The organism is Amycolatopsis solani, assembly GCF_033441515.1.
GTDB classification, from domain to species: domain Bacteria; phylum Actinomycetota; class Actinomycetes; order Mycobacteriales; family Pseudonocardiaceae; genus Amycolatopsis; species Amycolatopsis solani.
In genome coordinates, this window is sequence record NZ_JAWQJT010000001.1 from 1,940,062 (window position 1) to 1,960,178 (window position 20,117).

Consider the following 20,117-nt stretch of genomic DNA (forward strand, 5'->3'; position numbering starts at 1 on the left):
GACCTGGGATGTCTCGAATGACTCATTCGCGACGTGCGTTCCCCGGTGGCCCGGCGGCTGCCTCGGGTCCATCGCTGTTCCGTGGCTCGCCGAGGTCGCGAATGACTCATTCGGGACCTCGGAGGTCTCCAATGACTCATTCGCGACGCGCGCGTTCCCCCGGTGGCCCCGGCCGCGGCCTCGGACCACCGCTGCTCCGCCGGCGAAAGCTCCCACCGGGGCAGAGTTGTCCACATCGCTCCGAGTTGTCCACATCGCTCCGAGTTGTCCACAGATTTCCGACGGCGCCGTTTTTGCAGGTGGGAGCCGATAGACTGGACAAGGGCCGCCCCCCAGAGGAGGGCGGGGGCGGGTCTAGGCCAGAGTGGGGCGCATGATCCTGGAGACCGAGCGGGCCGCCGTTTGTGCGTATGCCCGCCGGATGGTCGGTGACGGCCTGGTCGTCGGCACGTCCGGGAACGTGTCCGTGCGGGGTGGTGACCTCGTCGCCGTCACCCCGACCGGGGTCGCGTACTCGAGCATGACCCCCGCCGACGTCGCCGTCGTCGATCTTGGGGGGCAGGTGGTCGACGGGGTGCTCAAGCCGACCAGTGAGCTGCCGATGCACCTGTCCGTGTACTGGGACGTGCGTGACCCGGACGGGGAGCCGGTGACTGCCGTCGTGCACACGCACGCGCCGCACGCCACCGCCGCTTCGACGCTCGTGCGGGAGCTGCCGCCGATCCACTACATCATCGCCACGATCGGTCCCTCGGTGCGCGTCGCGCGCTACGCGACCTACGGCACGCCCGAGCTGGCCACCGCCGTCCTCGAGGCGCTCGAAGGGCGGCGGGGTTGCCTGATGGCCAACCACGGCACCCTCACCTACGGCGACGGCCTCGAAGCCGCCTACCACCGGGCGCAGCAGCTCGAGTGGGCGTGCCGCGTGTGGCTGCTCGCGCAGAGCGCCGGCCGGCCGAGCCTCCTGCCGCCGCCCGAGGTGGCGAAGGTGGTCGACCGGCTGCGCGGCTACGGGCAGGGTTAGGACGCCAGCGCGTCCACCTCGTGCACCGCGTCCAGCAACTCCACCACCGTCGGGTCGTCGACCGCCTCCTTGATGCACTGCCACAGCTGGAGGTTCGCCGTCGCCCAGCGCGAGTACGTCGCGGCCGCCTCCGGGTTGTAGAAGTAATAACCCTCGTCGTGGACGTCGCACTGCTCGCCGACGATCTTGTCCGCCAGCTCGCGCAGGCTCAGCCCGTTCTCGCGCAGGTACCGGTGGGCCAGCACCACCGGCGTCACCGGCAGCGCCTTGAACAACGTGTCCGCGTCGCTCAGCGCCTGCGCCTCCAGCGAAATGTCCCGGCCGCGCGTGGCCATTTCCGCTTCGTCGACGATCTCGTCGATCCACCGCGCGACGTGCGGCGGCACGCCGCATTCGGCGAGGATCTCCAGGCGCAGGTTCCGGCCCGCGGACGCGGGCGAGTTCCGCAGCACCAGGTAGTTGACGTCGTGCACGAGCGCGGCCACTTCGACCACGGCGGGGTCGGCCCCGTTGTGGCGGGCGAAGCCGCCTGCTTTCGCGCGGACGAAACTGACGTGGTGCCAGCCGTGGAACTGCAGCCGCTCGGCGTACTGGCGGCAAAGCCGGTGGACCCTCTTTTCGACAGCACCGACGACGGCGTCGACGATCGCGTGGTCGATCGTGCTTTCCTGCGTGCGCATACACCTCTCCCATCCCGGCCGTGGTGTTCAGACGGGTGGAGTAATGGTAAGCGCCGCTGACGTCGGTGTGTAGCTAGATGCGGTCGGCCAATTCCCCCAATCGGCTCTCTACCGGAACGTGACGATGGCCGATTCCGCTGGCCGGATCGAAAGAGAGGCTGAAACTGCTTACGGGCCGTGATTTCACCAGGAAAGTCATCGTTCCGGCGGCCGCTTCGGGGATCCGGTGGAATTCGTCGGCGAGCATGGTGGCGCAGTCCCCGGCCTGGCAGAGGGCCCGGCGGCGCAGCCGCGCGGACTCGATCAGGCCGGTTTCGGGGTGGATCGTCGTTTCGTACCTTTCGTGGAAGTAGTCGCCACGGAGAATGGTGGTGCAGAAGTGGTACCTGTGGTTGTGCACCGAATCCGCGTAACCCTCCCGCCAGTCCTCCTGGGCCTTGTATTCGTGCAGCCAGAAGGAAAACGGATCGGCCGGCGAATCCAGCAGGCACCAGGCGAAGTGCGTGGTCGTTTCCCTGGACGAGCGCAGCACCTTCGTGGCCTGCGCGCCGGACAGCGTGCGCAGCTGGGTCCGCAGCTCGTCGCGCAGGCCGGATTGCGCGGCCCACGGCCGGAACCAGCCGTCGACCGCGCGCCACTCGACGGCGAGCGGGAACCCGGCCGTGCGCAGGCGCGTGGCCAGTTCGGTGATGGGGGACAGACGGGTGAGCAAGGTCAGCTCCCTAGCTCGGCGACTTCGGAGAACTCCGCGCGGAAGGCGTGGAACTTCGCCTCCAGCTCGCGGAACTGCTCCTCGGACAACGGTGATCCGGTGATCTTTTCGAACAGCGCCAGGAAATCCGTCCGCGTCGTCGCGGACGTGATGCGGAAGTGGCGGCCGGTCCGGGACTGCGAAACGCGCACGAATTCGGCGCGCTCCATGTTGTAGAGGAAGGAACCCTCGGTGAACCGCAGTGACCGCGGGTACAGCTTCGTGGCGCCGCGGACGTCGCTGTAGAGCGACACCCACACGCTGTCGTCGAACAGCTCGAGCCGGTCGAGCGGCGGGTCGGCGACCACGGTGATGTCGACCGACGCGCAACGGCTGCGCGCCAGGAAGAGGCCGACGAGCCCGATCCGGATCTCTTCGTCGAGCCGGGTCTGGATTTGTTCGTAGTCGACGTCGCCCGCCTCGCGGCGCAACAGGTAGCGGGCGCGCCCGCTGATCGAAGTCGCGTCGCGCGGATCGGCGATGACGGCTCGCAGTTCGCGTTCGGTGCGGGAAAGCAACAGGCGGGCGGCCGCGTGCCGCCCGGAGAAGCCGCGGAAGAAGTACTGCCGCGTGTGGTCGAGGTCGGCCATCAGTCCGCGGTTGAACGCGGGGTCGGGGTCGGTGGTCGCCTCGAACACGTCGGTGGGGAAGAACTCCTTGTTCAGCGCGCGGTATTCCGCGCTGAGATCTTCGAGCGCGCGCCTGCTCTCTTCGATCACCGGGGTCACCAGCGCTTTCTGCGAAGCGCTGGCGGTGATCAGTGTGGTGCCGAACCCCACGATCGCGGAGATCAGGGTGCCGGTGCCCAGCGACGTCACCAGGTTCTTCCCGGTGCCGGGGTCCATCAGGCCGGCGAGCCACAGGCTGAGGCCGGCGACGACGACGAGCACCGTGAGGAGCAAGCTCGTCCTGGTCCAGAAGATCTCCTGCAGTGGGGTGCGGCGGCGGGGTCCGCCTTCCGCGGCCACTTGCTTCACCTCCCTCGAACCACCCGAACGGACGAATGCAAATAGTGTCTGTTCGAGTGCGCGGAGTCACTTTACGCGCCTGAGGGGGCGTGCGAAATAAGAAGTTCGGGGGACAGCGAAGATCGCCGAACGTCACTCTGGGCAATAATTAACCGGATCGACGAGCTTCCCGAAAATGCCGGAAAACGAGGGTCAGAGCCGGGTCGGAAGCCCGTTTTCGTACCAGCCGGGGCCGGGCCGAGCGGTCATCAGGAAATCCACGACGACCGGTGCGGGTGCCGGGTGGATCTCCAGGAGATCGCGCTCGCCGCGCGCGGTGTCGACCCGCCAGGCCAGTTTCTCCTCGTCGAGCGAAAACTCCCCGTGCGCGCCCGTGCGGTTCCCGCGGGCGTCGAGACGCGACCATTTGCCGTGCCGGTGGACGCCGTTCAGCCCATGCAGCGCGGACAGCTCCTGGTAGCAGAACCCGGCCGGAATCCCTTGTGCCCGCAGCAAAGCGGCGAACAGGTGCGCCTTCGCGTAGCAGATCCCGACGCGCTCGCGGAGCACGTCCGACGCGCGCCAGGTGACCCGCGGATCGCGTGCGTCGATGACGTGTTCGACTTCGTCGCGCACGAACCGGAACGCGGCTTCGACGGGATCTTTTCCGGTGTCCCGCAAGGCGTCCACCCGCGCCCGGATCAGCGGGTGCCGATGATCGACGACGGCGTCGGCGCGGAGGAAGTCGCTCAGCCGATCGGACGTGGGCACTGGAACGGGACTCATCCGGCCATCGTGCCAGGTACCTCCATTCGGGCGAGACGTGTTTTCCGCCGCGGACACGCTCCGCGTTGGGTGACTACGGAACGTAGAAGTCGGGCGGAAACCCGGTCCAGCACAGTTCGGCGGGCAGGTGGCTCTGGTCGTTGTAGGTCAGCAACGCGGCGGGCCGCGCCGGCGAGTACCGGATGACGGTGAGGGCGGCGTTGGCGTGGTTGAGCGCGAGCCACCGCCACGGCGGCGCGTCCTGCGAAGCGCGCACGAGCCACCCGACGAGGAAGTTGTGCGTGACGACCACTTCGTACCGCGGCTCGGTCCCGGGCACCGGCCCGCTGAACCGCCGTTCAGCCTCGGCGGCGAGCTCTTCGTTCGCGGGCGGGAGGCTGCGGGCGAAGGCGAGGAGGACGCCGGCGGCGGTTTCGGGGAGCTCCTCGCGCTTGGGCACGTAGGGCACGAAGTCCCCGGCGGCTTCGTGCTCGTGAAGGGGAACCCCGGGCAACTGCGCGGCGATCAGCCCGGCGGTCTGCGCGGCCCGCGGGAGGGGCCCGTGGTGGATCGCGGTGACGGGGACGTCCCTCAGCCGTCGCCCGAGCAGAACGGCTTGGCGTTGCCCGGCTTCGGTGAGCTCGCCGGTCGGGGCCGCTTCGCCGTGCCGGGTGAGGAACAGGTACCGCGTGGTCAGCACGGGTCCCAGGCTTTCAGCCGACCGGGATGAGGGTGCCTTCGGGGCCGTGCGTCGGCACGAACTGCGCCTTCAGCCGCAGCGGTGCCGGGTGCGGCGAGAGGACCATCGACGCGAACGGCGTGATCGTGTGCTCGTAGCCGCTGTTCGTGTGGAGGTGGACGCTCACGTGGACGTTGCGGTCCGCGGGGATCTCGAACGTCACCGAGCCCCACGAGACGATGTACTGCCTGCCGTCCACGCTCGCTATCGGGGCGTACGCGCGGACCGTGTGGCCCAGGTGCGGGATTTCCACGGTGAGCAAGCGGCGGGGGCCGGTGTGGTTGTCCACGTACGGGATCACGCCGGGCACCTTGGCCAGGTCGACGGGGTCGGTCATGGGGCTCCGCAATCAGAACTGGTAGTACAGGAACGGGCTGAACGTTCCCGTCGCGATCAGGATCGCCGCGTACAGCAGGCCCGCCGTCATCACGCCGATGCGCAACGCCGTCGCCGGGCGGCTGCGGGACGACTCCAGCAGCGGTCCGGTCACCGGGTGGGCCGGGAGCAGGAACACCACCAGCGCCGCCAGCAGGAGGACCAGGCGCTGGTTCGTGAACGCCTGTTCCACGCCCGCTCCCAGACCCTCGAAGTCGGGGATCAGCATGTGGCCGATCATCGACAACGCGTGGCCGATGTCCTGGGAGCGGAAGAACACCCAGCCGAACACCACCAGGAGCATCGTCAGCGCGCGGCGCAGGTAACGCTGCCAGCGGACCGCCGGGTCCAGGTCGAGGCCGAAGCGGCGCTCGATCACCAAAAGGGCTCCGTGGTAGCAGCCCCACACCAGGAACGTCCACTGGGCGCCGTGCCAGAAACCCGTCAGGACGAACACTATGCAGAGGTTGCGGTACGTCTGGGCCGCTCCATTCCTGTTGCCGCCCAGTGGGATGTACACGTAGTCGCGGAACCAGCGGCTGAGGCTCATGTGCCAGCGGCGCCAGAACTCCGTGATCGTCACCGACGAGTACGGCCTCGCGAAGTTCTCCGGGAGCCGGAAGCCCAGCATGCGGCCGAGGCCGATCGCCATGTCGGAATAGCCCGAGAAGTCGAAGAACAGCTGGAGGGTGTAGCCGATCGCGCCGAGCCACGCCGTGGCGAACGTCATCTGGTCCGGGGGGACCTTGAAGCACGCCTCGACCAGTGGGCTCAGCGAGTCCGCGATGATCGTCTTCTTGCACAGGCCGAGCGCGAAGCGCGGGAAGCCCGCCGCGATGTCGTCCAGTCGATGAGACCTGGGCTGGGGGAGCTGGTCGGCGATCTCGCGGTAGCGGACGATCGGGCCCGCCACCAGCTGCGGGAACATCGCGATGTACGCGGCGAACGACACCGGGTTGCGCAGCGGCGGCCGCTCGCCGCGGTAGATGTCGACCACGTACGAGATGTGGTGGAACGTGTAGAACGAGATGCCGATCGGCACCACCAGGCTCGCCACCGGCACGCTGCCGCCGAACCAGTGCGCCACCGCCGCGATCTGCTGGGTCGCGAAGCCCGCGTACTTCCAGACCAGCAGCACCGCGACGTCCAGCGACACCACCCCGATGAGGATGCGGCGCCGCCGGACGCCCTGGACGTCCCACGGGCTCGGGGCCAGCAGCGGGCCGGCCATGAAGTTCACGACCATGCAGCCGAGCAGCAGGAACACGAACCCGCCGGCGCCGATCGTGTAGAACAGCAGGCTGCCGACCGCGATGATGCCGTTGCGCCAGCTCCGCGGGCACACCAGCACGGCGATGAGCACCGCCGGCAGGAAGTACCACAGGAAAAGTGGCGATACGAACGACATCGGGTCCCCTCGGTTTATCCGACGGTGACCTTAACCCGACCGGGTGGTGGTGTCAGACCCGACCGGCGACACGGCGGCGTCGCGCCACCTCGGCGAGGAGCACGCCGGCCGCCACCGAGGCGTTCAGGGACTCCACGCCCGCCGCCATCGGGATCGACACCGTCGCGTCGCACGTTTCGCGGACCAGCCTCGACAGGCCGCGGCCCTCCGAGCCCAGCACGATGACCAGCGGGTCCGCCGCCAGCGCGAGCTCGTCGATGTCGACCGAGCCGTCCGCGTCCAGGCCGACCAGCATCATGCCCTCGTTCGCCCACGCCTTGAGCTGCCGCGTCAGGTTCGTCGCCACCGCGATCGGGAGCTTCGCCGCCGTGCCGGCGCTCGTCCGCCACGCCACCGCCGTCATGCCCGCGCTGCGCCGCTCCGGCAGCAGGACGCCGTGCGCGCCGAACGCCGCCGCCGAGCGGATCACCGCGCCCAGGTTGCGGGGGTCGGTGACGCCGTCGAGCGCGACGAACAGGGGCACCTCGCCCGAGTTGCGGGCCGCCGCCATCAGGTCGTCCGGGTGGGCGTACTCGAACGGCGGGACCTGCAGGCCCAGGCCCTGGTGCACGGCCCGGTTCGTCTTGCGGTCCAGCTCCTCGCGCGGGATCTCCAGGATCGAGATGCCCTTGTCGCCGGCCAGCCGGACGGCGTCGTTCACGCGGTCGTCGATCTCGATGTTCAGCGCCACGTACAGCGCCGTCGCGGGGACGCCCGCGCGCAGCGCCTCGACCACCGGGTTGCGCCCGGCGATCAGCTCCGGCTTGTCGGCCTTCTTCTGCCGGGCCTGGTCGCGCTTCGTCTGGGCGTTCGCCTGGCGGTAGGCCTTGTGCCCGGGGCGGTCCTCCGCCTTCGGGGTCGGGCCCTTGCCTTCGAGGGCCTTGCGGCGCTGACCGCCCGAGCCGACGACGGCACCCTTCTTGGTGCCCGTCTTGCGGATCGCGCCCTGGCGCCGCGAATTGCCTGCCATGGTGAGAGTTTCCTTGCGTTGCTCAGTCGGACTTGACTGTCCACTGCGGACCGTTGGGTGTGTCCTCCACCGCGATGCCCGCCTGCTGGAGGCGGTCACGGGCGGCGTCCGCGCGGGCGAAGTCCTTCTCGGCGCGGGCCTGCTGGCGCTCGGCCAGCAGCCCTTCGACGATCCGGGACAAAGCTTCCTTGGTGGGCGTGTCGGAACCGCCCGCCTCGGACCAGCGCGCGGACAGCGGGTCGAGGCCGAGCACGTCGGTCATCGCGCGGACGGCCGCGGCGAGTTCGAGTGCCTTCGGTGTGTCGCCCGCGTCGAGGGCGGCGTTACCGTCGCGCACCGTGTTGTGCACCACGGCGAACGCCTGCGGGGTGGCGAGGTCGTCGTCGAGCGCGGCGCCGAACTCGACCGGCAGGGTCCCGAGCGGGACCTCGCCGGCCGCGGCGGCGCGGCGCAGGAACGTCTCGATCCGCCGGTAGCCCTGCGCGGCCTCGGAGACCGCGGCGTCGGAGTACTCGATGTTGGACCGGTAGTGCGGCTGCACCAGGTAGTACCGCAGCTCGACCGCCCGGTAGCGCTCCAGCATCGCGGGGATCGCCACGGTGTTGCCCAGCGATTTCGACATCTTCTCGCCGGACATGGTGACCCACGCGTTGTGCAGCCAGTAGCGGGCGAACGGGTCGCCGGCCGCGTTCGACTGGGCGCGCTCGTTTTCGTGGTGCGGGAAGATCAGGTCGATCCCGCCGCCGTGGATGTCGAACTCCGCGCCGAGGTACGCCGTGGCCATCGCCGAGCACTCGAGGTGCCAGCCCGGCCGGCCCGGACCCCACGGCGTCGGCCACGACGGCTCGCCCGGCTTCGCGCTCTTCCACAGCGTGAAGTCGCGCGGGTCCTGCTTGCCGCGGGTCGGCGTCTCGCCCTGCTGGACGTCGTCGAGGCCCTGCCGCGACAGCTCGCCGTAGTGGTCGAACGACTTCACCGAGAAGTAGACGTCGCCTTCCGTCGCGTAGGCGTGGCCCTGGTCGATCAGGCGCTGCATCAGCTCGACCATCTGGGTGATGTGCCCGGTCGCGCGCGGGTTGATCGACGGCGGCAGGCAGCCGAGCCGGTCGTAGGCCTGCTCGAAGGCGCGCTCGTGCGTCGCCGCCCACTCCCACCACGGCCGGTCCGCGTCGGTGGCCTTGGCCAGGATCTTGTCGTCGATGTCGGTGACGTTGCGGACCAGCAGCACGTCCAGTCCATTGTGGACGAGCCAGCGGCGCAGGACGTCGTAGTTCAGCGCGCCCCGGACGTGCCCGATGTGCGGTACGCCCTGCACGGTGGCACCACACACGTAGATCGACGCCGTTCCGCTACGGACGGGGTGGAACTCCCGTACGCTCCGGGTCGCTGTGTCGAAAAGGTGAAGGGCCACCCTGGAAGGGTACGGGGTGGGCGTGAGCGACGTCGCAGGCCCTCAGGCGATGCCGAAGCCGCGCAACGCCGTGAGCAGGGCATCCGGCCGCTCGGCGGTCGGGAGCGGGTCGACCAGCGCGAACTCGCAGCCCAGGGCCCGGGCGCCGCCGTCGGCCTCCTCGCTGTCGCCGACCATCAGCGTCTCGGTGGCCGGCACGCCGAGGCCCTCGACCGCCTTGCGGAAGATCTCCAGCTCCGGCTTCACCGCCCCGACCTCGAACGACAGCACGAATTCGTCGACGTAGGCGTCCCACCCGCGGGCGGTGAAGGCGGGCCGGATGTCGAAGGCGATGTTGCTGAGCACGCCCACCTTGAGCCCCCGCTCGGACGCGGCCTTCAGCACGGCCTCGGTGTCCGGGTAGGGCGTCCACTGGCTGGGATCGATGAGCCGTTCGTACAGCGCGACGGCTTCCTCGCGCCGCGGGACGCCCGACTTCTTGAGCACCTCGAGGTACACCTTCCGGTGCAGCACGGGGTCGCGGTCGCGGTGCTGCCAGGCGTGCAGGTGCTCGGCGTCGAGCTCGACGACCTCGCCGACCGGGGCGGTCATCCGGCGCATCAGCTCGGTCTGCGCCTCGAGGTCGAGCGGCGAGCCGGTGTGGCCGGTGATGTCGGCGAGCCAGGACTCGTCCTGTTCCAACCGGAAAAGCGTGCCGGAGTAGTCGAACAACACCGCCCTGATCGTCATGGATTCAGCCTAACGGGAGCGTCAGGCCGAATGCCCTGTGATGTGTTCGGGCACCACGCGCACCAGCACGCGCACGACCTCCGGCGGCTCGGGCGGGAAGACGTCGCCGGTGTACTTGCGGGCCAGCTCGTCGTTCAGCTCGGGGCCGCCCTCGGCGGTGACCTCGGCGCGGCCGCGGATCTCGACGTAGTTCTCCGGATCGGCCAGGTCGAAGACGGAGAGCGACACCCGCGGGTCGCGCCGGATGTTGCGCTCCTTGCGCCGGCCCTGGACGGTCACGAAGAGCACGGTGTCCCCGTCCCGCTTGGCCCAGACGACGGAGCTCTGCGGCGAGCCGTCGGCGTTGGTGGTGGCCACGACCGGGTAGTTGCGGCCGTCGAGCAGGGCCTTGGTGGCCTCGTTGAATGTCACACCCATGACCTTATTTGACGTTCCCGGCGACCTTCTCGACTTTCAGCCGCACGACGACGCGCTCGGTCTCCGGACCTTCGGGCGGCGGGTCCTGGGCGAGGTACTTGTGGCTCAGCGTCCTGGGGAGCGCCTTGGCCGGGTCGGGGGTGAGCTCGGCGGTGCCGCGCAGCTGCGTGTGCCGGTACGGGTTTTCGGCGTCGGTGATCGAGACGCTCAGGCGGGGGTCGCGCCGCAGGTTGCGGACCTTCCGCCGGTCCTCGGTGGCGCTGAAGACGAGGTCGCCGCCGTCGAGCCCGATCCAGACGACGGAGGTTTGCGGCCCGCCGTCGGCGTCGAGGGTGGCGACGGTGGCGAAGTTCTTCCCGTCGATCAGGGCGCGGACGGCGTCCGAGAGGGTGAGGGGCATATCACGCCGAACCGGTGCCGGGTCGGGGCTATTCCGCAGGCTGGGAGGGGCTGGGGGAGGTCGCGAATGAGTCATTCGGGGCGTTGGGGGTCCCGAATGAGTCATTCGCGACGTTTGGGGCGGGGCGGCGCCGGGCGGGGCGGGTAGGGCGAGGTGGGGCGGGCAGCGGGGCGGGGACGCGTAAAGCGAGGCGAACCGGCACCGGTGCGGGCCTGTTCCGGGTGCTGGGTGGGTTTGGTGCGGGTCTCGAATGAGTCATTCGGGACGTCAGAGGTCCCGAATGAGTCATTCGCGACACTTGGCGGGGCAACGCTGGGCGGCGCGGGTAGGGAGGCGGAGCTGAGGCGGTGCGGGCCTATTCCGCGCGCACCCGACGACAGGAATGAGTCATTCACTACGCCAGACGACAGGAATGAGTCATTCACTACGTCCGGGCGAGCAGCAGCGCAGTCGCGAAGGCCGCAATGCCTTCCCCTCGGCCCGTCAAGCCCAGCCCGTCCGAAGTCGTCCCCGACACGCTCACCGGGCCACCCACCGCTTCGGACAAGACCTCCTGCGCCTCTTCACGCCGCTTGCCCACCCGGGGGGCGTTGCCGACGATCTGGACCGTCGCGTTGCCGACGCGCCAGCCCGCTGCCTCGATCAGGCCCCTGACCTCGGTGAGCATGTCCGCGCCGTGGGCGCCGTCCATGCGGGGGTCGCCGGTGCCGAACACCGCGCCCAGGTCGCCCAGGCCCGCTGCGGACAGGAGGGCGTCGCACAGTGCGTGGGAGGCGACGTCGCCGTCCGAGTGGCCGGCGCAGCCGTCGGCCTCCGGCCAGTGCAGGCCCGCCATCCAGCACTCGCGGCCTGGTTCGATCGGGTGGACGTCGACCCCGTTGCCGATCCTCACAGCGTCTCCTCGTTCTTCGGTGCCGCCGCGATCGCCTCGGCCAGTGAAAGTTCGAAATCGGTCGTGACGCGCATCGCGTCCGGGTGGCCCGGCACCGTCGCCGCGCCCATCGGGACCGTCGTCGTGAAACCGGCGGCGAGGAAGGCGTCGAGAGTGAAGCCGATCGGGGTTTGGGCCGTGCGCAGCCGGGCGCGGTCCTCCGTGCCGACGATGAACGATGCGTCGTCGGTCACCTTCACGGTGTCGGCCATCGGGAGCACCGGCACGACCACCTCGTGCTCACCGACGGCGTCGATCACGTCACGCACGGTTTGCGCAGGAATGAAGGCACGCAGAGCGTCATGGAGGAGTACAACTGAGTCACGGGGAACTTCGGGCTCGACGACGGCGAAGGCCTGCCGGAGCGAGCCGGGGACGACCCGGCACGGAAGCCCCTCGAGGGCTTCGGAATACGACTTCGCACACCGCTGGGGGGCCGCCACGAGCACCGTAGAGATTCCCGGTACGTCGAGCAGCCCCCTCACGGTGTGCGTGAGTAGCGCCTCACCATGGACCGGCGTGAGAGCGAGCTCCCAGTCGGAGGCATGATGTGCGACGGTCACGATCACGACGACGTTCATCGGTTCGCGATCGTAGAGGCACCCACCCGCGAGGCGAGCGGGACGCCTTGGGCTCAGACCGTCGCGGTTTCCAGAACTTCGTCGAGGAGGACCTCAGCCTTGTCCTCGTCGGTGCCCTCCGCGAGCGCGAGCTCGCTGACCAGAATTTGCCGCGCCTTCGCCAGCATGCGTTTCTCGCCGGCTGAAAGTCCGCGGTCCTTCTCTCGCCGCCAGAGGTCGCGCACCACTTCGGCCACCTTGTTCACATCGCCGGAGGCGAGTTTCTCGAGGTTGGCCTTGTACCGACGAGACCAGTTGGTGGGCTCTTCGGTGTGGGGAGCACGCAGAACGTCGAAGACCTTGTCCAGTCCTTCTTGCCCGACGACATCGCGCACGCCTACGATCTCGGCGTTGTCAGCGGGCACGCGAACCGTGAGATCCCCTTGCGCGACCTTGAGGACGAGGTACTTCTTTTCCTCGCCCTTGATCACGCGGGTCTCGATGGCTTCGATGAGTGCGGCACCGTGGTGCGGGTAGACGACGGTCTCTCCGACCTTGAAAACCATGTGTCCTCTGCCCCTTTCGCTGACTCCATCCTAGCACGAGCCGCCAGTGCCCACCTAGCGGGCCGGACTCGTCCTCGCAGGTCAGCGGCCTGAGCGGGGGTTGACAAACGTCGGACCCCCGTGCTCACGCAGGTAGCGGGGAAGCGTTTCGGCGGGCTCGGGGAATCCATTTTGGACGGTTGATCTTGAGCGCAACGCGGACCGGTTCGGTGGCGGAGATCGACCCCGGCTAGTCTTCGCGGGGACGAGGCCGTGAAAAGGGAAGGACTGCGACGTGAGGCTGCAGAATCGTCGCGTGCTCGGCGCGGGCGTGCTGGCGCTCGGTGCCGCGCTCGTGCTCGCCGGGTGCGGGGCCGGCCAGATCACCCAGACCGACTCGCAGCAGCCCGCGGTCAACGGCACGTACGCCCAGGTCAAGACCATTGTCCTGCGCAACGCCGCGGTCCAGTACCCGACGTCCGGCCCCGGTTACCCGGCGGGCGCGACCCCGGCGCTGACGCTGACGATCGTGAACCAGGGCACCCAGGACGACTCGCTCGTCTCGGTCACGACCGAGGACGGCGCCCAGGCCACCATCAGCGGCTCGAAGGACATCGTCGCGGCGCACTCGCTGGTGATCGGCCCGGACGACGCCGTCGAGTCCACCAACGAAGCGCAGCCGAGCTCCTCGGGCGCGCCGTCCTCGTCGGAGGCGCCGTCGTCTTCGGCGACCGCGACGGGCACCAGCTCGAGCTCCACCGCGACCGCGACCAGCACGCCGGAGGCGCCGACGTCGAGCGCGACGCCGACCGCCCCCGAGAAGGTCGGTCAGGCCACGGTGACGCTGCCCCCGCTGAAGCAGCCGCTGTGGCCGGGTCAGGTCATCAAGGTCACGTTCGTGTTCAAGAACGCCGGACCGGTCACCGTCGACCTGCCGGTCGCGGCGCCGGCGCACGCCAAGGAGTAGGTCCCCGGTTTTGTCGGTGGTCGCCGATAGCCTCGCGGGGTGAAGAAAGGGACCACCTACCGCTGCGGGAGCTGCGGCTACGAAGCGGCCAAGTGGCTGGGCCGGTGTCCGGAGTGCCAGGAATGGGGCTCGTTCGAGGAACGCGGGGCCCCGGCCAGGCCGGCCATCCAGCGCGTCGCGGCCGGGGCGCCCAGCGCGCCGGCGCGGCCGATCGGCGAAGTCGACGTCGAAGCGGCGCGCGCCAGGAAGACCGGCGTCGCGGAACTCGACCGGGTGCTGGGCGGCGGCCTGGTGCCCGGCGCCGTGGTGCTGCTCGCGGGTGAGCCGGGCGTCGGCAAGTCGACGCTGCTCCTCGAGGTCGCCTACCAGTGGGCGAAGACGGTCGACCGCTCCTTGTACGTCACGGGCGAGGAGTCGGCGGGCCAGGTGCGGCTGCGCGCCGAGCGCACGGGCAACGTCCACGACCGGATGTACCTCGCCGCGGAAAGCGACCTCTCGGCCATCCTCGGGCACATCGACGACGTCAAGCCGGGTGTGCTGATCGTCGACTCGGTGCAGACGATGGCGTCCCCGCAGGTCGACGGCTCGCCGGGCGGGGTGACGCAGGTCCGCGCGGTGACGTCCGGGCTGGTCGCGGTGGCCAAGGAGCGCGGGCTGCCGGTGGTGCTGGTGGGGCACGTCACGAAGGACGGCTCGGTGGCCGGCCCGCGGGTGCTCGAACACCTGGTGGACGTGGTGCTGCAGTTCGAGGGCGACAAGCACTCGACGCTGCGGATGCTCCGCGGCATCAAGAACCGCTTCGGCGCGTCCGACGAAATCGGCTGCTTCGAGCTGCAGGAAGAAGGCATCGTCGGCGTCCCGGACCCGTCGGGGCTGTTCCTCAGCCACACCGCGGAGCCGGTCGCGGGCACGGCGATCACGGTGTCGATGGAGGGCAAGCGGCCCCTGCTGGGCGAGGTGCAGGCGCTGGTGTCGTCGACGTCGGCGCCCCAGCCGCGGCGCGCGGTCAGCGGCCTGGATTCGGCGCGGGTGGCGATGGTCCTCGCGGTCCTGGAGAAGCGCGGCGGGCTGAAGCTGGGCGACAAGGACGTCTACACGGCCACGGTCGGCGGAATGAAGATCACCGAGCCGGGCATCGATCTGGCGGTGGTGCTGGCGCTGACGTCTTCGTTCGGCGACGTCGCTTTGTCGCCCCGGCTGGTGTCGGTGGGCGAGGTCGGCCTGGCGGGGGAGATCCGCCGGGTGCCGAGCGTGGGCCGGCGGCTCGCGGAAGCGGCCCGGCTCGGGTTCACGTACGCGCTAGTGCCGCCGGACTCGGGCAAGCCGCCGGCGGGGATCCGGGTGCTGGAGGTGGCCAACGTCGCGGACGCGTTGAACGCGGCCAGCCACGCCCGCTGACCGGGGATCCGGGCGGTGCCGGACCCCCGGGTGCTCAGCCGGCGGTGCGGGTGATCGCGTAGGAGTACACCGTCTCCGGAGCGCCCTTGAACTCCACGGGGAACGGGGCGTTCCCGCTGGTCATGGCCGGGGGCGGCAGTGGCGTGCTCAGCGGGAACTCCGCGGAGTTCGGCAGGTGCTCGACCGAGCTCGGCGGGAACCCGCTCGGCCGGGTGGTGGTCTTCGCCGGGGTGACCGGGGGGAACTCCCAGGCCAGCAGCTGGGCCGTCGCCGGGTCGAAGTACAGGCGCTGGCCCGTGTCCTTCGCGAACGTCACCGTGGCCGTGCGGCCGTCCGGGGTCGTCCCCGGGGCGGTGTAGACCCCGTCGACGCCGGTGAGCGCGTCGCGCAGTGCGAAGCGGACGTCCTTGGGGGCCAGGCCCAGCTCCAGCACCATCCGGACCATCGTGAGCGACTCCGTGGCGGAGTGCGCGCGGCCGTTGTCGGTGAAGTCGATGGTGTCGAACGTCAGGCGCTTGACGAGCGTCGTCCGATCCGGGGTCAGGGAAGCGACCAGTGCGGCGTCGGGGCTCAGCCAGTTCCGGAACGGCGTGTTCCACTTCGGGTTGGTCGCTCCGGCGTGGTCGGGCTCGCCGGGGAAGCGGCCGGCCGGGCCGTATTCGTCGGTGGGGCGCTGGTCGACCCGCACCACTTCGCCCGGGCGGAGGTCCTTCACCGCGCCCGTCCACATCGCGCGCCGGTGCCAGAGCCCCTTCGGGTCCGCGGGGATCCACAGCTCGACCTTGCGCTGGGCGTGGACCTGCTTCCCGCCCACGGTTTCCGGCACCCAGCTGAGCTTCTGCGCGTAGTGGAACTCGCCCGGCTCCAGCGGGCGGTCCAGGTCGGTGAGGGTGGCCGCCGGGGCGGCGGGCTCCGGGTCCGACGGCCGCAGCGAAGTCACCACCGCCAGGCCGCCGACCAGCGTGACGACCGCCGCTGCCACGGCGAGCCAGCGCCAGGTGCCGGTGCGCCGGGGAGCCGGTGCGGTCTCGGGCACGCCGGCCGCCGCCATCAGGGACGCGCGCGCGAACGCCAGCCCGTCCTCGCCGTCGACGTCGCCGTGCAGGTCGGACAGGGCCTCGTCGAGTTCGGCTTCGGACCAGATCTTCCGGACGTTGTCTTCACGCAAGGTCCTGCACCTCCTCTGGGGCCGGGGCGGTCGTTCTGAGCCAGCGTCTGATCCGGTGCAACCGGGAGCGGACCGTACCCGGCGGGATGCCGAGGACCTCGGCCACCTCCGCCGGCTCCAGCCCGGCCCACGACACGAGGAGCAGCGTGTCGCGGTCGGCCGGGCTGAGCCGCGCCAGCGCGCCGGCCAGTTGCGCCGCCCGGACCTGGGCGTCGACGCGCTCGGCGACGCGGCCGTCGTGCCCCGCGTGGCTCGTTTCGCCGGTGCGGGCCAGCCGTGCGGTGGCCTGCAGCCCGCGCAGCTCGGACCGCACGTGGTGGCGGAGCAGGTTGGTCGCGATGCCGTAGAGCCACGACCGGGCCGTGCCCAGCTCCGGCCGGTAGGTCTCGCGGCGGCGCAACGCCACCAGGAACGTCTCGGCCACGAGGTCGTTCGCCGGTTCGGGGCCGACCCGGCGGGCGAGGTAGCGGCGCAGCTGCGGGGCGTGGGCGTCGAAGAGCCGGCCGAACGCCGGCCCGGGCTCGGCTCCGCCCAGGTCCGGGCGGTCGTGCCCCCAGATCTCCGATCCCTCGTGGATCACCTGCATGCCCCCAGTTGCCCGCAGCCCCCGCGAGCGTTCACGGGCGAACCTACCTTCGGCGTGATCCATCCGGGGCGGGTGAGAGACAGCCGGTGGATCCTGCCGGGATCATGCCTCGGTGAGGCGTTGGCCAACCGACGTCACCACTGGGGAAGGATCGTCATGCGCAGATTCCGCTTGGGGTTCGTCACGCTCGTCACCGCCTTGGGGCTCGTCTCCCTGCCCGCGGTCGCGAGCGCCACCACCGAGGCCGTGCTCAACGTCCAGTACCAGGTCCAGGAGACCGGGTACTGGTGCGGCCCGGCCGCCACGCGGATCGCCATGTCCGCGCGGACCGGGAACCTGCCGAGCCAGGGCACCCTCGCGGCCCAGCTCGGCACGACCACCAACGGCACCGACTGGATCGGCCAGGTCACCGGCGTCCTCAACCGCGATCTCGGCACCTCCTGGTACGAGACCAAGGAGATGCCGAACGACCCGCCGACGCAGGCCCAGCGCGACCTGCTCTGGCGCGACATCGTGCTGGACATCAACAACGGCTACGCGATCGTCGCCAACATCGTCGCCCCGGCGAACAACCACCCGCCGGGCTACCCGAACTACACGATCTACCACTACTTCACCGTCATCGGGTACGACAGCTCCGACCGGACCGTCAAGATCGCCGACCCGGCGAACTTCGGCGGGAACCAGCTCTACTGGCTCAGCTTCGACCAGCTCGCGACGCTGATCCCGCCGAAGGGCTACTCCGCCTAGATCCCCAGCAGTCCCCAATAGACCGCCCAGGGGACGAACACCACGCCGCCGGCGAGCAGCACGCCGAGCCGCGGGGTGCGGTGCCGCCACCACGCCACCGCCGTGCCGATGGCGGCGGCCACCGCGCCCAGCGACAGCAGCTGCAGTGCCAGCCACACCAGCGGACGTCCGGCGACCACCGGGCCCAGCCCCCGGCCCGTGGTCACCTGGATCAGCACGGCCACGGCCAGGAAACCGACCACCGTGAGCAGCCCGGGCACGCCCGACCAGCGTGCGCCGCGGCCCAGCCCGAAGCCGAACGCCACCAGCAGGAACGCCAGGACGGCCAGCTGCAGCCAGGTCGACTCGTACCAGCGCAACGGCGTCAGCGCGACGCTCGGCCGGTCCTGCGCCGGCGGCGGATCGGCGCTCGACGTGGCGGGCGGGTGGTGCACCCAGGTGCCCACCAGCTCCAGGTAACCCGGCGCGTAGCCGGGCAGCTTGTCGTAGCCGTCGGTGGTGCGCCGCAACTGGTGCTGCGCGTCCGGGAAGACGCGCAAAGTGTGGTGCGCCAACGACTCCTGGAAGATCCGGACGGCCTCGCCCGGCGGGGTCAGGACGTCCTTCGCACCCCACAACCCCAACACCGGCTGGCGCAGGCTCTTCAGCACCGGCACCGGGTCGTGGTGCGCTTCCGGGAACACGCCGCCGCCGACGAGCTGGCGCATCATCGTCCACGACGCCATCCGCACCATCGACCCGGCCATCCCCAGGCGCCGCAACTGGTTCTCGATCGCCCACGCCTGCTGCCGCGACGGCTCGACGCCGTTCGCCCCCAGCGTGATGACGAAGGCGACGTCCGGCGACTTCGACGCGGCGAGCGGTGCCACCCAGCCGCCCTCGCTCAACCCCCAGACGCCGACCCGCGCCGGGTCGACGTCCGGCCGCTTCCGCAACACCTCGACCGCGGCGAGCGCGTCGTCCGCCAGCGTCGAGTAGGACCGCTCGAACTGCGAGTAGCCTTCGGTGCGCTTGTCGTAGATGAGTGTCGCGATGCCTTGCCGCGCAAAGGCTTCCGCCTGATCGCGGTAGTCCTCCCGGCTGTGCGCCCCGGAGCCGTGGACCATCACCAGCCCTGGCAGCTTCGCGCCGCCGGGTGGTGCGACGACGGTGCCGTGCAAGGTCACCCCGCCGTTCGTGAACGTCACGTCCGAGCTGTCCGCGGCCGACGCGGGCGGCGCCGAGAGGGCCAGGATCACCCCGGCCAGTAGTAGAGCCCCTCTTCGCATGTGGATCCCCCTGTCATGTCATTCCCCTGGTTCCGGGAACGCGAGCAGGCGCACGAGCACGCGCCGCGCTTCCGGTGACCGGTCGTCCTCGGCTCGCCAGTACCGGCGGAACAGCTCCATGTAGTCGTTCCAGAAGCTGTGCAGCTCCTCGGCGGTGAGCCAGGTGCCGCCGCGGGCGTAGAGCAGCGCGTCCGGCCAGTCGCCGGGCAGCTCGTCGCGCTTTTCCGCGAACCGGTTGAGCTTTTCGAGGTCTTCCTCGAACCCCTGGCGCTGCATGTCGTCGAACAGCACCCGGGATTCGGCGCTCTGCTCGCTGCGGCGCGGCCACCGGATGTCCCGCGGCCGCGTCCGCCACCACCGTTCTTTGCCCCGCGCGAGCTCCGGGGCGTCTTCGACGAACCCGAACCGGGCCAGTTCCCGCAGGTGGTAGCTGGTCGCGCCGGTGTTCTCACCCAGGGCTTGGGCGAGCTTCGTGGCCGTCGCCGGCCCGGTCGAGAGCACGCCGAGGATCCGGCGGCGCAGCGGGTGCGTGACGGCTTTGAGGGCGTCCGGGTCGAGCTCTTCCGGTGGTGGAGCGCTGGTCATGACCCCAAGGTAGCCGTGCAAAGGAAATTGTGCAAAGAAATCTCTGCAACTCTGCGCAGCCGGGTGCCGCGGAAGATGCTGTCTACAGTGGACTCACCAGATCGGGTGGTCGCTGAACTTCCTGAGCGTCTGCACGCTCGGCCGCACGTAGAACATGCCCGCCAGGAAACCGACCGTGGCGAAGGCCAGGGTCGTGAGCACCGTGAGCAGGTCCGGGGCCCGGAAGTCCGGTGCGTCGTGCCACACCCGGAACACGATCGGCACCGCGAAGGACCCGAGGATCAGCACCAGCGTCAGCACGTACGTGAACAGCAGCGCGTGGCGGGCCGACGCGGCGCTCGCGACGACCAGGTAGTCACCCCGCAGGCAGCGCCGGGACGAAAGCACCAGCACCGCGATCGCGAGCACACCCAACGGCGGCAGCACCGCCGCGGCCTTGCCGAGCAGCGTGTCGGGGAAGGCGTGGCCGTGGACGATGCCCTGCAGGAACGTCGTGAGCCCGAACAGGAGCGCCATCCCGGCGATCATCGACGACCCGACGACCACCGATCCCCACCGCACGCGGGCGGCGAACCGGGGCGGCAGCGGTACGAACTCGACCTGCCCGAACGTCCCCTGCACCGCACTCACCTCCGAACGCCGTGAAGGCCACCATAAGGAATTCGGGGTTCCTCAAGGTGGCCTTCACGAAGATTCAGACCGAA

24 protein-coding genes are annotated in these 20,117 nt (G+C 70.2%); 4 read left to right on the forward strand and 20 right to left on the reverse strand.

What is annotated here, in order from left to right; genetic code table 11:
* Positions 1 to 373: 373 nt before the first annotated feature.
* Positions 374 to 1,024 (forward strand): class II aldolase/adducin family protein, encoded by a 651-nt coding sequence (locus SD460_RS09725; RefSeq protein ID WP_290057977.1) that lies wholly within the window; start codon positions 374 to 376, stop codon positions 1,022 to 1,024.
* On the opposite strand, the gene SD460_RS09730 is transcribed toward SD460_RS09725, so the two are convergent.
* From SD460_RS09730 to SD460_RS09800, 15 genes are all read right to left on the reverse strand, one after another.
* The gene (locus SD460_RS09730) at positions 1,021 to 1,704 is read right to left on the reverse strand and encodes an HD domain-containing protein (RefSeq protein ID WP_290057976.1); all 684 of its coding nucleotides are present in this window, start codon (positions 1,702 to 1,704) and stop codon (positions 1,021 to 1,023) included. The genes SD460_RS09725 and SD460_RS09730 overlap by 4 nt on opposite strands.
* Positions 1,705 to 1,777: 73 nt before the next feature.
* A complete protein-coding gene (locus tag SD460_RS09735) occupies positions 1,778 to 2,416 on the reverse strand; it encodes a hypothetical protein (RefSeq protein ID WP_290057975.1) in 639 nt (212 codons plus the stop codon).
* A 2-nt stretch (positions 2,417 to 2,418) separates the two neighbouring features.
* A complete protein-coding gene (locus SD460_RS09740) occupies positions 2,419 to 3,432 on the reverse strand; it encodes a hypothetical protein (RefSeq protein WP_318306086.1) in 1,014 nt (337 codons plus the stop codon).
* A 183-nt stretch (positions 3,433 to 3,615) separates the two neighbouring features.
* Positions 3,616 to 4,188, reverse strand: coding sequence for a transglutaminase-like domain-containing protein (locus tag SD460_RS09745; RefSeq protein ID WP_290057973.1), 573 nt, complete (start codon positions 4,186 to 4,188; stop codon positions 3,616 to 3,618).
* A 73-nt stretch (positions 4,189 to 4,261) separates the two neighbouring features.
* Positions 4,262 to 4,867, reverse strand: coding sequence for a histidine phosphatase family protein (locus tag SD460_RS09750; RefSeq protein WP_290057972.1), 606 nt, complete (start codon positions 4,865 to 4,867; stop codon positions 4,262 to 4,264).
* A 13-nt stretch (positions 4,868 to 4,880) separates the two neighbouring features.
* Positions 4,881 to 5,243: a hypothetical protein gene (locus SD460_RS09755; RefSeq protein ID WP_290057971.1), complete on the reverse strand. Its 363-nt coding sequence runs from the start codon at positions 5,241 to 5,243 to the stop codon at positions 4,881 to 4,883.
* A 12-nt stretch (positions 5,244 to 5,255) separates the two neighbouring features.
* On the reverse strand, positions 5,256 to 6,689 hold the full coding sequence (locus SD460_RS09760) for an MBOAT family O-acyltransferase (RefSeq protein WP_290057970.1): 1,434 nt from the start codon (positions 6,687 to 6,689) through the stop codon (positions 5,256 to 5,258).
* Between the two features lie 52 nt (positions 6,690 to 6,741).
* Positions 6,742 to 7,698: a 23S rRNA (guanosine(2251)-2'-O)-methyltransferase RlmB gene (gene rlmB, locus SD460_RS09765; RefSeq protein ID WP_290057969.1), complete on the reverse strand. Its 957-nt coding sequence runs from the start codon at positions 7,696 to 7,698 to the stop codon at positions 6,742 to 6,744.
* 22 nt (positions 7,699 to 7,720) lie between these two features.
* On the reverse strand, positions 7,721 to 9,109 hold the full coding sequence (gene cysS, locus SD460_RS09770) for a cysteine--tRNA ligase (protein ID WP_290057968.1): 1,389 nt from the start codon (positions 9,107 to 9,109) through the stop codon (positions 7,721 to 7,723).
* Positions 9,110 to 9,151: 42 nt separating this feature from the next.
* Positions 9,152 to 9,838, reverse strand: a complete 687-nt coding sequence (locus SD460_RS09775; RefSeq protein ID WP_290057967.1) for an HAD family hydrolase — start codon at positions 9,836 to 9,838, stop codon at positions 9,152 to 9,154.
* A gap of 21 nt (positions 9,839 to 9,859) precedes the next feature.
* The gene (locus tag SD460_RS09780) at positions 9,860 to 10,255 is read right to left on the reverse strand and encodes a PPOX class F420-dependent oxidoreductase (protein ID WP_290057966.1); all 396 of its coding nucleotides are present in this window, start codon (positions 10,253 to 10,255) and stop codon (positions 9,860 to 9,862) included.
* Between the two features lie 4 nt (positions 10,256 to 10,259).
* Positions 10,260 to 10,655, reverse strand: a complete 396-nt coding sequence (locus tag SD460_RS09785) for a PPOX class F420-dependent oxidoreductase (RefSeq protein ID WP_290057965.1) — start codon at positions 10,653 to 10,655, stop codon at positions 10,260 to 10,262.
* Positions 10,656 to 11,079: 424 nt separating this feature from the next.
* On the reverse strand, positions 11,080 to 11,547 hold the full coding sequence (gene ispF / locus SD460_RS09790; protein WP_290057964.1) for a 2-C-methyl-D-erythritol 2,4-cyclodiphosphate synthase: 468 nt from the start codon (positions 11,545 to 11,547) through the stop codon (positions 11,080 to 11,082).
* Entirely contained in the window at positions 11,544 to 12,167 is a 624-nt protein-coding gene (locus SD460_RS09795; protein WP_290057963.1) for an IspD/TarI family cytidylyltransferase, read from the reverse strand. The genes ispF and SD460_RS09795 overlap by 4 nt, the downstream gene beginning before the upstream one ends.
* Positions 12,168 to 12,220: 53 nt before the next feature.
* On the reverse strand, positions 12,221 to 12,712 hold the full coding sequence (locus SD460_RS09800; protein WP_004559016.1) for a CarD family transcriptional regulator: 492 nt from the start codon (positions 12,710 to 12,712) through the stop codon (positions 12,221 to 12,223).
* Between the two features lie 274 nt (positions 12,713 to 12,986).
* Between SD460_RS09800 and SD460_RS09805 the strand changes: the two genes are divergently transcribed.
* Positions 12,987 to 13,658 (forward strand): copper chaperone PCu(A)C, encoded by a 672-nt coding sequence (locus tag SD460_RS09805; RefSeq protein ID WP_290057962.1) that lies wholly within the window; start codon positions 12,987 to 12,989, stop codon positions 13,656 to 13,658.
* 39 nt (positions 13,659 to 13,697) lie between these two features.
* On the forward strand, positions 13,698 to 15,056 hold the full coding sequence (radA, locus tag SD460_RS09810) for a DNA repair protein RadA (protein WP_290057961.1): 1,359 nt from the start codon (positions 13,698 to 13,700) through the stop codon (positions 15,054 to 15,056).
* A gap of 34 nt (positions 15,057 to 15,090) precedes the next feature.
* Here radA and SD460_RS09815 read toward each other — a convergent pair whose 3' ends face one another.
* Both SD460_RS09815 and SD460_RS09820 read right to left on the reverse strand, forming a co-directional pair.
* Positions 15,091 to 16,224 carry a hypothetical protein gene (locus SD460_RS09815; RefSeq protein ID WP_290057960.1) on the reverse strand — a complete coding sequence of 378 codons (1,134 nt, stop codon included), beginning with the start codon at positions 16,222 to 16,224 and terminating at the stop codon, positions 15,091 to 15,093.
* Entirely contained in the window at positions 16,217 to 16,810 is a 594-nt protein-coding gene (locus SD460_RS09820; RefSeq protein ID WP_290057959.1) for an RNA polymerase sigma factor, read from the reverse strand. The genes SD460_RS09815 and SD460_RS09820 overlap by 8 nt, the downstream gene beginning before the upstream one ends.
* Before the next feature lie 156 nt (positions 16,811 to 16,966).
* On the opposite strand from SD460_RS09820, the gene SD460_RS09825 reads away from it, so the two are divergent.
* On the forward strand, positions 16,967 to 17,560 hold the full coding sequence (locus tag SD460_RS09825; protein ID WP_290057958.1) for a C39 family peptidase: 594 nt from the start codon (positions 16,967 to 16,969) through the stop codon (positions 17,558 to 17,560).
* Here the strand turns inward: SD460_RS09825 and SD460_RS09830 are convergent.
* The 3 genes from SD460_RS09830 to SD460_RS09840 all read right to left on the reverse strand — a co-directional run bounded on the left by SD460_RS09830 (position 17,557) and on the right by SD460_RS09840 (position 20,034).
* Positions 17,557 to 18,828, reverse strand: a complete 1,272-nt coding sequence (locus tag SD460_RS09830) for an alpha/beta hydrolase family protein (RefSeq protein ID WP_290057957.1) — start codon at positions 18,826 to 18,828, stop codon at positions 17,557 to 17,559. The genes SD460_RS09825 and SD460_RS09830 overlap by 4 nt on opposite strands.
* 18 nt (positions 18,829 to 18,846) lie before the next feature.
* Entirely contained in the window at positions 18,847 to 19,413 is a 567-nt protein-coding gene (locus tag SD460_RS09835) for an ArsR/SmtB family transcription factor (protein WP_290057956.1), read from the reverse strand.
* Positions 19,414 to 19,506: 93 nt separating this feature from the next.
* The gene (locus SD460_RS09840; RefSeq protein WP_290057955.1) at positions 19,507 to 20,034 is read right to left on the reverse strand and encodes a hypothetical protein; all 528 of its coding nucleotides are present in this window, start codon (positions 20,032 to 20,034) and stop codon (positions 19,507 to 19,509) included.
* Positions 20,035 to 20,117 lie beyond the last annotated feature (83 nt).

Bases quoted from the DNA above. Each gene is read 5' to 3' on its own strand.
- SD460_RS09725 (WP_290057977.1), top strand. From the start codon at position 374: ATGATCCTGGAGACCGAGCGGGCCGCCGTTTGTGCGTATGCCCGCCGG.
- SD460_RS09730 (WP_290057976.1), bottom strand. From the start codon at position 1,704: ATGCGCACGCAGGAAAGCACGATCGACCACGCGATCGTCGACGCCGTC.
- SD460_RS09745 (WP_290057973.1), bottom strand. From the start codon at position 4,188: ATGAGTCCCGTTCCAGTGCCCACGTCCGATCGGCTGAGCGACTTCCTC.
- SD460_RS09755 (WP_290057971.1), bottom strand. From the start codon at position 5,243: ATGACCGACCCCGTCGACCTGGCCAAGGTGCCCGGCGTGATCCCGTAC.
- SD460_RS09760 (WP_290057970.1), bottom strand. From the start codon at position 6,689: ATGTCGTTCGTATCGCCACTTTTCCTGTGGTACTTCCTGCCGGCGGTG.
- rlmB (WP_290057969.1), bottom strand. From the start codon at position 7,698: ATGGCAGGCAATTCGCGGCGCCAGGGCGCGATCCGCAAGACGGGCACC.
- SD460_RS09775 (WP_290057967.1), bottom strand. From the start codon at position 9,838: ATGACGATCAGGGCGGTGTTGTTCGACTACTCCGGCACGCTTTTCCGG.
- SD460_RS09780 (WP_290057966.1), bottom strand. From the start codon at position 10,255: ATGGGTGTGACATTCAACGAGGCCACCAAGGCCCTGCTCGACGGCCGC.
- SD460_RS09785 (WP_290057965.1), bottom strand. From the start codon at position 10,655: ATGCCCCTCACCCTCTCGGACGCCGTCCGCGCCCTGATCGACGGGAAG.
- SD460_RS09795 (WP_290057963.1), bottom strand. From the start codon at position 12,167: ATGAACGTCGTCGTGATCGTGACCGTCGCACATCATGCCTCCGACTGG.
- SD460_RS09800 (WP_004559016.1), bottom strand. From the start codon at position 12,712: ATGGTTTTCAAGGTCGGAGAGACCGTCGTCTACCCGCACCACGGTGCC.
- SD460_RS09820 (WP_290057959.1), bottom strand. From the start codon at position 16,810: ATGCAGGTGATCCACGAGGGATCGGAGATCTGGGGGCACGACCGCCCG.
- SD460_RS09825 (WP_290057958.1), top strand. From the start codon at position 16,967: ATGCGCAGATTCCGCTTGGGGTTCGTCACGCTCGTCACCGCCTTGGGG.
- SD460_RS09830 (WP_290057957.1), bottom strand. From the start codon at position 18,828: ATGCGAAGAGGGGCTCTACTACTGGCCGGGGTGATCCTGGCCCTCTCG.
- SD460_RS09835 (WP_290057956.1), bottom strand. From the start codon at position 19,413: ATGACCAGCGCTCCACCACCGGAAGAGCTCGACCCGGACGCCCTCAAA.